The organism is Mesorhizobium sp. GW821-FHT04C10, assembly GCF_059420305.1.
This window is the reverse complement of sequence record NZ_JBWKTL010000001.1, coordinates 857,530-870,493: the sequence shown is the minus strand read 5'-3', so window position 1 is coordinate 870,493 and position 12,964 is coordinate 857,530. Positions and strand designations below refer to the sequence as shown.

Below are 12,964 nucleotides of genomic sequence, written 5' to 3'. Positions count from 1 at the left end.
TGGGCTACTTTTCACACACAGGTAAAATCACCGGCCCTTCTTGAAACGAGCCCTAACCTGCTCAGACACGCTGGCCAGCTGACTGTCGAACGTTCCGTCAATGGCAGCTACCCGGGCCTTCTGAAGTGCATCGGTGACGCCGGCGATATCAGCGCATGCTATCGCATGCTTGCCTTTGGCAAGCTCCAGGGGGATTTTGCCGTACTTGATCGCCAGCGTCGGCTTGCCATCGATGCCGATCGTCCACCAGCGGCCACGGAATTTCCGGGCGACGTTTTCCGGTTCGGCCATATACAGCTGATGATCGATCTGCATGACCAGCCTTTGCCGACGTTTGGATGCCGGATCCGATGCATCTTGCTTCGGGGTGGCGACCAGCTTCAATCCTTCGAATGCCATTGTGATCTCCTTCCTTGTTGATCGACAACGGCATCCCGCCGAACGACTGAGAAGGTCAACGCGGCCCGAGTCGGGCATATTGAAGCAAAACTTTTTTCGAGCAGAATGGCGCGGGTTTGACGCCTAAGTGGGTTTTGACGCCGAGGGCTCGCACAACCCACTGATATCGCGCTGGATTCTGCGAATTAAGTTAAACCAATGGGCATTGGTTTAACTTAAGTATAGATTTGCCAAATTTCCGTTATATTGCGTTTTTCGCCCATTAATGCTACATAGGCCTTAGTGATAAAGCGGCTTCACATTTTTAAAAATTAATATTTTCAAAAATTCAGCATCCTGCTGGGCCACCAAACAACAGTAAAGGACTTTAAAATGAATGGTTTCACAACCAAACCCCTCCGCTTGTCCATAAACAAGCGGCTCATCAACAAAGACGAACTCGGCGACACTCTAGCAAGGGCGGATGGGTTCGAACCCTGCCAGGTCTCCGTCGGCGAGTTGATCGCCAACATCAAGAACGGCTACGCCTACTGTGCAGAACTCAGCGGTCGGCGTAAGGCCGACAACTTCGTTGCCACGGACATTTTGTCCGTGGACATCGATGGCGGGATGACCCTTTCAGAGGCACTAAAACATCCCTTCATCCAGGAACACGCGTCTTTTATATATACGACGTGCAGCCACGCCCCTGACCAACATCGGTTCCGCGTGGTGTTCGCCCTCGAGGAGACTCTGCTTGACGCTGATGATGTCAAAGCAGCTACCCGTTCTCTCGCACTGAAGCTCCATGGCGACCCGAAGGCAATCGATGCCGCTCGCATGTTCTACGGCAACACAGATGCCCAGATCTTTGAAATCAGAATGACACTTGCACCGGCTTTGGTCGATGCATTGATCGAGCAGACGGCGACTGCCGGCCACAACGATCGGTCAATTGGTGCGATTGGCACAGGGCGTTCCACAATCCAATTGCCGCTGGAGCAGATTGTTCGCACTGCAAAAGGCATCGAGATTCTGCTCGCCAGCGCGCCGGCCAAGACGGAAGTGCATTGCCCTGTTCACGACGACAAGAACCCAAGCGCCTTTGTCGTTGAAAACGCCAACAAGCGGAACAAAGGTGTCCATTGCAGCGCTTGCGGTGTCACTTATTGGCAAGGACAACCTGAACCGCAAGATTTCAATGATTTCGACAAGTGGGCACGGAACTTCGCGCGTTCGTCACAAGGTTTAGCGAGCCCAACTCATGAGGGGCCACTCGCTAGTTTGGAGGGTGCCAAAATCTCGTTTCGCGATGAGAAATTCATCAGTGCCGTCCGTATCGAAGACGGTACGACGTTCATAAAAAGCCCAAAGGGCACGGGAAAAACGAAGCTGCTTTCGCAGATTGTTGGGTCGACGAAAGGTCGTGTCCTTCTGATAGGGCATCGACGTGCCTTGATCGACACAATGTGCTCGGGAATGGGCCTTGCGTGCTACCTCCATGATGATCAGGTGGACGAGCCTTTGGCGAAGCGCCGACAGCGCTATGGCATTTGCCTAGACAGCATCCTTAAAGTGGTTGAAGAGGCCCCTTACGATGTCGTGGTGATTGACGAATCGGAGCAGGTGCTTGCGCACCTACTTTCCCAAACGCTCGCTGACAAACGTTCCGACGTTTTAAATGCAGTGATCTGCATACTTGCCAGAGCAAAGCGAGTCATCGCTTCGGATGCGGACCTTTCGTGGACATCATTCAACTTCATTAGGGAGTGGGCCGAGCGCAAAGACGGGCCATCGAACAGCCAGATCGTTATCAACCAGTACCGCTCACCCAAAGGCAAACTCGCGGTTTTTGCTTCGGAGACCCACCTGATTGGCGACTTCATAACCGCCATACAGCAAGGCAAGCGTTGCTATTTTACGTCGAATTCCAGGGAGAAGATAAAGGACATTGCGACGCAACTCGCGGATCAATGCCCTGAGATCACCTGCCTTGTGGTCACGTCTGAAGAGACAGCAACCAAGGACCCTGCCGCGATGTCATTTATCAAGAGCCCATCGGTCGAGGCGCGGAAATACCACGCCGTTTTGTCATCGCCGTCCATTGGTACTGGCGTGGACATTACGTTCCCAAATGACGAGCAGTTTTACGACACCGTATACGGCCTGTTCGTCCCGCAAGTGCTAACCCATTTCGAGTGCGACCAACAGCTGGGCCGAGTTCGTCACCCCAAGCAGGTCAAAGTCTACATTTCGCCGGCCACATATTCCTTTGAAACCGACCTCAGCGTAGTGAAAAACGACGCACTGGACGCCCACGTGTTCAGCAGTTCTGCTCGTGAATGGACGATGGATTTCATCCCCACACGAGTTATTCGCCCCGATCCGCTGCTGGACGTCGCCACGGCGATCATCTCACTCCAGAGAGCATCCAAAAACCACCTTTGGAGGAACTTCTTACATTACAAAGTGCAGCAGGGTTGGGAAATCGAACACGTCGGTCCGCATGCCGAAATCGCGTACCTTGGATCGGGCATCCTTTCACAAGGCAAAGAACGCCGGGTCAAACTTCACGTCAATCGACTGATGCAAGCGGAACCGTTGCCAGAAGCCGATTTCCAGCGAATCGATCGTCGCATCCGGAGGTACGAGTTTGCCGACGATAGCGAGCGTGCGGGCTATGAACGGTCGGCGATGGAGCGGTTCTATAATCAGTCGATCTCGAACGAACTGATCACCCTCGATGATAGGGGGCGTTTCCGTACTTGTGTGGCCAACTTTGAGATGATGCTCGATCCCAAGACCAGCGACGCGCTCGGTGATGGGATCCATCATCCAGACAGGCGCAAACAGTCAGGCATGCTGATTCCGAACGTGCGGAATGGCCGTATTTTGTTGATGGAAACGCTCTCCATGACGCCGATCTATCGAGACTTCGTCTTCAACCCAGATGTCAGCTTTGGCAAACTTGATCTTTTGCCATTCATCGATTGGTTCAAAACCAATCGGATCGCCATCCAGCAGCAATTCAATGTCGCTATCCATAAGGGTCTCGACAAAAATCCAATCACCCAGCTTCGTCGATTCCTGGACATGGTTGGTCTTGAATTGACCAAGCTTCCTAAGACTAACGCAGGAGGAACTACGGTCGTCCCGTATCAGATCACCCAAGCCAGCTTGGAACGGATGATGAAGATCACCGTACAGCGCAACTCGAACAACCTCCGACACGCAGCTTGAGAGGACTGGCAGCCAATTTACTATATCAACACATGCCCTGCCCCTCTCTGTTAGGGGGTGGGGCATCTTCTTTTAGGTCGCTGCGCAAATCCCATTCTCATTCTTGCAAGGCCACACCAAGCCACACACCCGGTTCACGGGCGTCTCCTGAAATCCAGAAATCCAGGCAGGGTGGCAGCGAGGCCATTCGAATTTCCGGTGTTGACCGAACAACCAAATCCTAAGTGCCTTTCAGTTCAGATTCAGTTCACAACCATACCTGCACCCTGCCTGAACCCTGTCTTAGTTGATCGTTTTGTCGACCTGATTCGGCAGCACCCTGAAGTCGTCGGCGACTTTTAGCTCGTGATTATTGTGCACCATGAATTTCGCCATTCGTGCCATCGCCACGTCCCGCGTCGATTAGAGACTCCCCAAGTTTATGGAATCGAGGCAGTGTGGCGTTCGGACTTCTAGCAGGGGTAGGCGGACGATGGTCGACTTCGGTTTTGGACCATTGCTCGATAAATTCGAGCAACACTACGGTCGCCGCGCGACAAAGATACTTATCGGCCTCGTCGGTGCAGCGGCCGCCGCTACGTGCCTAGGCATCATATGGAATATTGTTTCACCGATCATTGGATGGGGAACTGACACTGCAACCGGCTCCAGCACTGTTTGGCTAGCGGGGAGGATCATCTGGTATATTGCCAACGGCGTGATCTTAATTGGCGCAACTTCGATATTGGCTTCCTTAGTGGACGCCAAGTCTATGCTAAAACAGGCTGAAGGTATGGTCTCAGACGTAGCCGTTATTTTGGAGAAATCGGCAGATATGTCTGACAAAGTAACGAATTTGTTAATTCGGTCTCAGAATCTGATGAAAGGTATAGAGGACGGATCAATTGTTCCTGATATGGGATCGGATCAATTTGACGATGTCATCGAGCGATCTCGTGATAATGCCGGGGAGATAAGAACGGCGGCGGCTAAAGCTAGGAAACTCTTCGAAGGAAGGGGGAGCATTCCCCAGGAGATGTCGGAGAAGTTGTTGCCTATCGGTTTGTCATCAGGCGAAGGTGCTGCTACCGAAGTGAAGGACCGCGACTAGCCCAGCCCCTTTTCTCAGTGCGAAACCCCTTTCATGGCGAATTTGCGAGTGAACTTGCCCGCCACTGCGCTAAGTGACCCCGTTTCCCTCATCGACTCGACATCGTGCCCTGAACCGATGTCAGTGGACTGATCTGGTGGAGCCGATCGGCAGCACCCTGAAATCGTCAGCAACTTTTAGCTCGTGATTATTGTGCACCATGAATTTGGCCATGTACGATGATGCACGGCTCTCACCCGTCGAATTTCGATGGTCATGATCCAGCTGCTGGATATCTAGCTCTCGAATCGAAAACCGTTCCTTGACGGATAGCAGCCGTTCTTTGTCGGCTAATAACTTTTGAAATCCATCTCTGGTTTGATCGGTGAAAATCCAGATCGAGTGTATATGGGCGTTTTCTAACTCTCCCATCGATCTCCAGTATCTCGATCCGTTCATGTCCAGACAACCGATAGCTAGAGGTTTGAGCTCGTGGAATGATGGTCGATGATAGTTCCGTCCAATCACATTGCGGCAGATTGAGTTGTATAGGTCTGTGAACGTATCCATCACCGTTTTGGCACATGGTCCGTCGATCAGGGCGGAACCTTCTAACCGCTGCTTGCGACGGCTGTGATCGAACGAGATCGTGATGAAAAACCCGTTCCGTCGTTTGAAGAATGAGGGTGGATCGAATCTGCCTTTGTGAGCTTCGATGAACTGCTCGATCCTGTCATCGAACCAAGATGCATATTGAGATGAGATGGAGGGTGAAGAGACGTGTGAGTGGGTTTGCAGCATGTGAGTTGGGCTTCTTTCATAGGGATATAGACCCATCGAATCTCGTGGGTTGGAATTGCGTTTAGGTGATTGAAGTCGTGCGAGGATCGCCGTCGGCACGGTTCAGAAAACCGATGTTTGGAAACTGAAAAACGAGGGAAAAACGGTTCTGAAGGTTCTGAGAATGATCGTGGGAATGTACCGGCCAACTATTTATGGTGGTTGAATCGCAGTGGCCGTGGGTTGGGTGGAAAATCTCAGATTACTGAGCTGCGACAGGCTCGTCGAATTCGGTTTCCCACAACCTACCAATCGGCATCCCACGATCGCTACCGGAGATCGTACCATCCTTGTCGACTAGAACCTCTGCAATGATGTCAGTCGGTTCGTCACTCTTCACCACTACATAGCGAGAAACGCCATCGGCCAGCATGACCCTGAAGCTACGATTGTACCGTTGCCCCTCTTCGTTGGACCTTTCGACGTGTTCGAGCAATTGATCCCGTTCATCCGGACTTAGCCCCTGGCGATCCAAGAAGGTTTTGATCCCCTTCATTTTGGGCCGCCTACCGTCTGCTGCTAACCGCAACGAGGTTACCAGTATGCTCAGCCGGTTAGCCACTGCCGCTCGCCGCTCAAAAATGTCTGGTGCGGACATATCTTGAATCGATGCGATCAATGAACGCAACTCGCCGGCGGAGATGGTCGGCAGCGTGTCCGCGATCGATCTTTGCTCACGGATTTGCGCGATCAGCGCTTCTTCGGCAGCGATTGATACTTCACATTCGTCGAGTTTGCCTTTGATGAAGGCCGTGGATGATCCCGGCTCGGTCAACAAGTCGAAAATCCGCTCTCGCTTAACCCTGAGTTGGCGAACCTTCTCCTCGATAGCCGTGATTTGCTGTTCGAGTGATGCACGTTCGGAATTCTCTGCGGCAGCCTTCAACGTAGCGGTGAGGTCAATCTCCTTGACGAAGTAGAGGAACGATGTCTCGAAATCGGAATACCGCCAGCTAATGCCCTCACAGCCAAGACCGCGAACCGCGTTTGTACATTTCAGCGCTTGCGACCCCTTGGGTGGTCGCCCTTTGTGTACGAACCTCATCGGTGCGCCGCAGTACTCGCATTTGGCTATCTTAGTGAAGAGATTTCGGTATTCGGGTCCCTTTCGTCCGGCCCCTTCGACAAGCCTTCTTCGACGTGAGGCTTGAACACGATGGAACTGGTCTTCTTCTATGATCCTGGGAAAGTAGTCGATAACCGGTTCGCCATGCGGGACACGATCCCCATGGTCATCGTAGCGGTGCGGCTGGAACTCACCAAGCGCGGCTCGATTGTTGAGAATCTTAGTCACATACGACTCATGCCAGCCGTGTGACTTGGTGAATGTTGGTACGCCTGACTGATTGAGCCGGCGTGCGATGGTAAAAGACCCGTGGCCCGCGTCAGCCATCTGAAAAATCTGGCGGACAACATCGACACGTTCAGATATCGGGTCGAAACTCTTCCGATCCTCCTGCAACAACAACCAGGCCGGGGCTACTTTGGTCAGCTTCCTGCTACCGGCGTTCTTCCGCTTGTTCTCCCAAGCTGCACCAACGCGCATGCTCTTGGTCTTGGATTCCTCATACGCTCGACCAAGGACCACAACCGAGTAGATGACATCGGCAACGTTGGTATCGCCCGCTCGATAGACGTGGTTGTCGGCAAGGGTGACGACATTGATCCCGCTTTTCACGAGGTCGAAGAATATGGGTACTGAATCCAGTATCTGCTGACGGCTAATACGATCTAACGACTCGACCAGCAGATAGGAGCCCTTAATTATCTCCCCTGCCTTCACAAGGTCTAGGAATCGGCCAAGTGCCCCTGACGAAACGTTGGCGCCTTTGAATGCCGAGACGCCAATATCCTCAAGTTTGAAGTCCTCAACGAGATGCAGGCCATGTTGCTCTGCATACCTTTTCGAGGCCTGTTCCTGCCTCCGGAGACTGTCACCTCGCAATTGAATGTCGGTCGACATCCGAATGTAGGAGTATGCCGGCGGGGCTGAGACATCTGAAGACATAGAATCTATGTAGACCGCCTGATATCCAAGCTCAACGCGCTCTAGCACCGGGAACCGGCCGCTGATTTAGGAGAAATTAATCCGCCTTACCATCTGCATGCCGACCTTGCCGGGCGCGATCATCACCTGCACGTCGACCGGCACGGCCTCGATGCCCTGGAAAGCGACCGTGCGAACCCGCGCCACCATTTTGCTGCCCCCAGATACGGCCGCAACCCAACCGATTGGCTAAGAATGGCCCTTCGGGAAGACAACCACACTTCCTTGATCAAATCAAGAACATTACAGGAACACGGAAGCGTACTGGTTGCAATCAGGTTGTATCCGGCTGCAAAAGCGGAACATGGTTAATACGAAATGAAAACGGGCTGCTTCCGCTTGCTCTCAACCGCATTGAGAGGGCGACCAGTTCCTCTGGCAATCCGAGGCTGTTGCCGTCTGAGCGGTGACGAAGGCATCGACCGCACCGGAAAGGGATCGATCGATTGCGATCTGCGGTGGAAGCCACTCCATGACAGGGTATCGGAAAGGCCAAGGCATGGCGATCCGGTGCAAGGAGCCGCTTTCCAGAAAAATCTCATTTACAAGGTCTATGAACCGCTCGCGGTCTCGTTCAACTCGTTTCAAAGTTTGCGAACGAATATAAGCCCGGGGAATTCGTCGCTCTTTCAGCGCCAAGACAGCCTCCGCGATGGATCGAGGATCGGGTGGAACTGTAAGCGAATACTCGTCATCCAGATAAAGGTCTCGGCCGCCAAGGTTCGGCGTGGTGACCACAGGAAGCCCCGCGAGAAGATATTCCGTGCTGGCGAACATTGGTCCCTCCACTTCAGAGAGACAAAGTCCAACGGCTGCACGATTTAGATGCGTGTTCACGTGAGCTGATGTCAATCGGACAGGCTTGCCGGTGCCGTCAAACGCGTTGATAAAGACGTGATGCGGCGCGAGTTCTCTGTGCCGATCTATTCGTGCTCTCTCCGATTCCTTCGTAGAGGACTCGATTTTATCTCGATAAAACACAAATGCGCAACGCGGTATGCCAAGAGACAAGTCATGGCGCTTCCACGGAGCCAGTTGCGCATTGTAGATTGCATCAAACTCTACAGGGACGTCATCGAGAGGCCTGAATATGTATTCGGAGGTTGTTGAAGTCTTGTTGTGCAGGACGGCGGCCTCGCCGGACTGATTCAACAGATCAGCCTCGGCTTGCGTGTTGGACAGGAAGATTAGCGAGTGACGGGGGTTCCTAAGTCTATGCAGAACGGCATAGGTGCGGATGGTTTTGACGCTAGAACTGTTTTCGATGGACCAGGTTGGCGAGATGAGAAACCAGGCACGGTGGCCGCGTGGAAGAAGAGGCATATGACTTGCTAATCCGAGGGGCGTACCGGACATTCCCGAATAGGATATGAACGGATCGTCCGACAGCAAACTTGCCTGAAGAGCAGGTTGCGATTTCGCAGAAGGGTGCCCTTTTCTGAGGTTACGGCCATGACGCAGCATAGCTCTGACAATCTCGAATCTGGTAGGAGGGCGATACCCGTGCTTTAGAGTCAACATGCGGCAATTGCGATCATGAGTACGGAAGACGGCAGAGAGAAATTTCGCAAAGAAAGCATCGCCAACTGATCGACTGAATATCTCAGCGATCAAATTTGGTGTGCGAAGGAGCGCCTCGTGGAAGAAAGCATCCTCCCAAGCGGGGCTGGTTCTCACATCGCACTACCAACCGTATCCGTTTGCGTAGGCTGTTTCAATCAAGAGGCATTCATCGACACTGCGATCCGATCCGTAGCGGCGCAGACGTACACTGCGTTCGAGTGCGTGGTGGTCGATGATTTTTCGACCGACGGTTCCCGCCGAAGGATTGAAGAGTGTCTGTCCCAGCTTGGCGACAGCCGTTTCCGCTTTCTGCCCCGACCGCAAAATGGCGGGCAGTTGGCAACAATAATGACTGGGCTTGACGCGACAGCCGGACCTCTGATCTCCTTTCTTGACGGTGACGATGCCTGGCATCCTGACTTCATAGAATGCCATGCGACAGCCCATCTCAGTCACACCCGTATCGCGGCGATCTCGAGCTCCGATGAAGTGTTGATAGATGCGGCCGGCAAGCTGCTTGCTGGCGGTCATCCCGTATTCCACCTGAATGACCCGCGATCGATGCCGAAAATGAGCGGTTACCTGCATGTCGATACGGAAGCTGACCCAACATTGTTATTTATTGATCGAGGTACTGTGGGTTGGTTTTGGTCAACCACATCGGGGATGATGTTTCGTCGAGCTCCGCTTGAAATCATGCGTCCATCTGATCCGGACGAAATTAGGATAGGTGCCGATGGTTATATGGCTCGTGCTGCCCACATGATTGGGGGAACCGTGAGGATTGAGCGGGTTCTTGGCAGTTATCGACTTCACGGCGGCAATGGCTGGGCGGACGGGCGCGTCCTGGGTGGCGGAGTTGACCTCGGTAGGATGTCGCCTGATACCGAAAGAGCGATACGGCGGGCACTGGCCAATCGTTGGTGCGAGGTGGCGCCGGGACTGGAGCATTTGATCTCCCGCCACTCAATGCGCAGGACCTTGGTCGACTTGATCGGACTGTCTGCGGCTTTTACATTGCTGGAAAAGAACCCCGATGCGGGTTTTCTGCTGAAAGACTGGGCAACACCACGGCGAAAATTGCAGACCAAACTTATCGGTCTCCTTCCCCCGAAACTGAGGCCTCGGCGCTTCCGGGACAGAGTTTGATGTGATGGCCGCTGCTTAGCGGTCTTATTCGATAAAGAGCATCTTTCGATGCTTCTCTGGGCTCACCGAAGTCCTCCGTAACAACACACCTTACACGGCCGACTTCCGCCGCTTCTCCTCCACGCAATCCCAGAACAGGCTGGCAATGTCGGCGCCGCCGAAACGCTGCACTTCGCGCACGCCGGTCGGCGACGTCACGTTGATCTCGGTCATGTAGTCGCCGATGACGTCGATGCCGACCAGGATGAAGCCGCGTTCCCTGAGCGATGGCCCGATGCGGGCGCATATCTCGCGCTCGCGCTCCGTCAGCTCGGTTTTCTCGGCGCGTCCGCCGACATGCATGTTGGAGCGGGAATCGTGCTCGGCCGGCACCCGGTTGATGGCGCCGACCGGCTCGCCGTCGATCAGGATGATGCGCTTGTCGCCCTTGCGAACGTCCTTCAGGTAGCGCTGCACGATATAGGGCTCGCGGAACAGCTGACCGAACATTTCGAGCAGCGAGGCGAGGTTGCGGTCGGCTTCCAGCAGATGGAAGATGCCGGCGCCGCCATTGCCGTAGAGCGGCTTGACGATGATGTCGCCGAACTCCTTGCGGAAGGCGGCCACCTCCAGCGGATCCTTGGTGATCAGCGTTTCCGGCATCAGGTCGGCAAATTCGGTGACGAAGATCTTTTCCGGGCTGTTGCGCACCCAGGCCGGGTCGTTGACGACCAGCGTCTTCGGATGGATGCGCTCCAGTATATGCGTGGTGGTGATGTAGTTCATGTCGAAGGGCGGATCCTGGCGCAGCAGGATGACGTCTATCTCGGAGAGATCGGTGCGCACCTTTTCGCCCAGCGAATAGTGATTGCCCTTCTCATCGCGCAGTTGCATCTCCTCGATGCGGGCAAACACCTTGCCGTCGCGCAGCGACAGCCGGTCGGGCGTATAGTGGAACAATTGGTGGCCGCGCCGCTGCGCTTCCAGCGACAGTGCGAAAGACGTGTCGCCGGCGATCGACACGGCGGAGATATGGTCCATCTGGACGGCGATTTTCAACTTCATGGCAGGTCCCCAGCGCAGTCGACGAGAGCGATATAAGGGTCGCGGCGCCTTCTGCCAATCGGGCCAGCGATCTAAAGCGCATCCTTGCGACGCGCTTTAGACATTGGCTTCATGCATGTCGTTGTCCCAAACGGGAGCCGCTTTCGGGCGGCATGCATCAACGATCGAAGACTAGCCTGGAATAACCGAGGAAGGACAGCGCCATGGCGGCCAGCGAGGCGATGGCGAGGGCGGCAAGCGGCGGCGCTGCCGGCAGCGCGAGCAGGATCGCGGAATAGACGAGGTAGTTGACGATGCTGGTGGCGATGCCGACGCCGCCATAGCGGGCGCCTTCTCGTGCCATGCCGCGGCGCGAGGGCGCGAAGGTCAGGTGCCGGTTGATCTGCCAGGTGACGCAGAGCGCGAAGCCTATCGACAGCACGCGGGCGGCGAAGGGCCCCAGCGGCGTGAAGGTGAGCAGCAGCCAAAGTGCCGCCGCATCGGCGACGAAACCGATTCCGCCGGCAAAGACGAAGCGGACGAGGCGGCTCACCGCCTCAGGCCGCCCGGGGTGTCTTGCCCGGCGCGACCTTTGCCGCGGCGGGCGCGATCGCGCCGGTGCGACGCTCGGCACGGCCCGAAGGCATGGAGAGATAGAAGATGCGCTTCTGTTCGGCCCGCCCGCGCGACACCGAATCAAGGATCAGCCCGGTCACCGCCGCAAGCATGGACAAGAGCAGCAAACCGACCGACAGCACCCAGGTCGGTATACGCGGGACAAGGCCGGTTTCAGCGAACTCGACCAGCACCGGCACCATCAGGAACAGGCTCGAGGCCAGGAAGAACAGCGAAAAGGCGCCGAAGAAGCGCAGCGGCTGCGTCTCCTTCATCAGCATGGCGAACATCCACAGGATCCTGGCGCCGTCGCCAAAGGTCGACAGTTTCGACGACGATCCGGCCGGCCGGCGGCCGTAGTCGAGCGCGATTTCGCTGACCGGCAATTTGAGCTGCGAGGCGTGTACCGACATTTCGGTCTCGATCTCGAAGCCGCCGGAGACGGCTGGAAAGCTCTTGACGAAGCGCCGGGTGAAGACACGGTAGCCGGAGAAGATGTCGGTGAAATCGCTGCCGAACAGCCATTTGTAGAGTCCGTTGAAGACACGGTTGCCGAAAGCATGGCCGGCCCGTCCGGCATCGTCGGAGACGCCGCGCCTGGTGCCCACCACCATGTCGGAACGTTCGGTCAGCAGTGTGTTGATCAGCTGTGGCGCGTCCTCGGGCGCATAGGTGCCGTCGCCATCGGCCATCAGATAGATGTCGGCATCGATGTCGGCGAACATGCGACGCACCACATTGCCCTTGCCCTGGCGCGGCTCGCGCACGACGATGGCACCTGCCGCTCGGGCGCGGAGCGCCGTCAGGTCCTTCGAATTGTTGTCATAGACATAGACGGTGGCGGCCGGCAGCGTTTCGCGGAACCGCCGCACCACCTCGGCGATGGTCAGCTCCTCATTGTAGCAAGGCAGGAGCACGGCGATGACAGGTTCGTGGTCTTGCGGCATTTTCGTCTCCGAATGCCTTGTCGACCACACGGCCGCGCGCCGGAAACCGGCCTCATCCAGGCGGTTTTACTATTTATTGAAGCCGTTAAGGCT

Annotated in this window: 10 protein-coding genes and 1 pseudogene; 3 read left to right on the top strand and 8 right to left on the bottom strand. The window is 55.3% G+C overall.

The window, feature by feature from the left end:
* Window positions 1-27: 27 nt before the first annotated feature.
* Window positions 28-399: a hypothetical protein gene (locus AC07UC_RS04070; RefSeq protein ID WP_494904184.1), complete on the bottom strand. Its 372-nt coding sequence runs from the start codon at window positions 397-399 to the stop codon at window positions 28-30.
* 372 nt (window positions 400-771) lie between these two features.
* On the opposite strand from AC07UC_RS04070, the gene AC07UC_RS04065 reads away from it, so the two are divergent.
* Complete coding sequence (locus AC07UC_RS04065; protein ID WP_494904182.1) at window positions 772-3,618, top strand: plasmid replication protein, CyRepA1 family; 2,847 nt, start codon at window positions 772-774, stop codon at window positions 3,616-3,618.
* 472 nt (window positions 3,619-4,090) lie between these two features.
* Window positions 4,091-4,708 (top strand): hypothetical protein, encoded by a 618-nt coding sequence (locus AC07UC_RS04060; RefSeq protein ID WP_494904180.1) that lies wholly within the window; start codon window positions 4,091-4,093, stop codon window positions 4,706-4,708.
* Between the two features lie 120 nt (window positions 4,709-4,828).
* Here the strand turns inward: AC07UC_RS04060 and AC07UC_RS04055 are convergent, their stop codons facing one another.
* The 4 genes and pseudogenes from AC07UC_RS04055 to AC07UC_RS04040 all read right to left on the bottom strand — a co-directional run bounded on the left by AC07UC_RS04055 (window position 4,829) and on the right by AC07UC_RS04040 (window position 9,038).
* The gene (locus tag AC07UC_RS04055; protein ID WP_494904178.1) at window positions 4,829-5,488 is read right to left on the bottom strand and encodes a hypothetical protein; all 660 of its coding nucleotides are present in this window, start codon (window positions 5,486-5,488) and stop codon (window positions 4,829-4,831) included.
* Between the two features lie 241 nt (window positions 5,489-5,729).
* Window positions 5,730-7,535, bottom strand: a complete 1,806-nt coding sequence (locus AC07UC_RS04050) for a recombinase family protein (protein ID WP_494904176.1) — start codon at window positions 7,533-7,535, stop codon at window positions 5,730-5,732.
* An 87-nt stretch (window positions 7,536-7,622) separates the two neighbouring features.
* Window positions 7,623-7,724 (bottom strand): annotated as a pseudogene (locus AC07UC_RS04045) (ATP-binding protein); the annotation flags it as partial.
* Window positions 7,725-7,919: 195 nt separating this feature from the next.
* The gene (locus AC07UC_RS04040; protein WP_494904174.1) at window positions 7,920-9,038 is read right to left on the bottom strand and encodes a glycosyltransferase; all 1,119 of its coding nucleotides are present in this window, start codon (window positions 9,036-9,038) and stop codon (window positions 7,920-7,922) included.
* Window positions 9,039-9,212: 174 nt separating this feature from the next.
* Between AC07UC_RS04040 and AC07UC_RS04035 the strand changes: the two genes are divergently transcribed.
* Window positions 9,213-10,286 (top strand): glycosyltransferase family 2 protein, encoded by a 1,074-nt coding sequence (locus AC07UC_RS04035; protein ID WP_494904172.1) that lies wholly within the window; start codon window positions 9,213-9,215, stop codon window positions 10,284-10,286.
* 90 nt (window positions 10,287-10,376) lie between these two features.
* Here the strand turns inward: AC07UC_RS04035 and gshB are convergent, their stop codons facing one another.
* From gshB to AC07UC_RS04020, 3 genes are all read right to left on the bottom strand, one after another.
* Entirely contained in the window at window positions 10,377-11,330 is a 954-nt protein-coding gene (gshB, locus tag AC07UC_RS04030; protein ID WP_140770924.1) for a glutathione synthase, read from the bottom strand.
* A gap of 157 nt (window positions 11,331-11,487) precedes the next feature.
* Complete coding sequence (locus AC07UC_RS04025; RefSeq protein ID WP_494904170.1) at window positions 11,488-11,862, bottom strand: GtrA family protein; 375 nt, start codon at window positions 11,860-11,862, stop codon at window positions 11,488-11,490.
* A gap of 4 nt (window positions 11,863-11,866) precedes the next feature.
* On the bottom strand, window positions 11,867-12,871 hold the full coding sequence (locus AC07UC_RS04020) for a glycosyltransferase (protein WP_494904168.1): 1,005 nt from the start codon (window positions 12,869-12,871) through the stop codon (window positions 11,867-11,869).
* Between the last annotated feature and the right edge of the window lie 93 nt (window positions 12,872-12,964).

Bases quoted from the DNA above. Each gene is read 5' to 3' on its own strand.
- AC07UC_RS04070 (WP_494904184.1), bottom strand. From the start codon at position 399: ATGGCATTCGAAGGATTGAAGCTGGTCGCCACCCCGAAGCAAGATGCA.
- AC07UC_RS04065 (WP_494904182.1), top strand. From the start codon at position 772: ATGAATGGTTTCACAACCAAACCCCTCCGCTTGTCCATAAACAAGCGG.
- AC07UC_RS04060 (WP_494904180.1), top strand. From the start codon at position 4,091: ATGGTCGACTTCGGTTTTGGACCATTGCTCGATAAATTCGAGCAACAC.
- AC07UC_RS04055 (WP_494904178.1), bottom strand. From the start codon at position 5,488: ATGCTGCAAACCCACTCACACGTCTCTTCACCCTCCATCTCATCTCAA.
- AC07UC_RS04050 (WP_494904176.1), bottom strand. From the start codon at position 7,535: ATGTCTTCAGATGTCTCAGCCCCGCCGGCATACTCCTACATTCGGATG.
- AC07UC_RS04040 (WP_494904174.1), bottom strand. From the start codon at position 9,038: ATGCTGCGTCATGGCCGTAACCTCAGAAAAGGGCACCCTTCTGCGAAA.
- gshB (WP_140770924.1), bottom strand. From the start codon at position 11,330: ATGAAGTTGAAAATCGCCGTCCAGATGGACCATATCTCCGCCGTGTCG.
- AC07UC_RS04020 (WP_494904168.1), bottom strand. From the start codon at position 12,871: ATGCCGCAAGACCACGAACCTGTCATCGCCGTGCTCCTGCCTTGCTAC.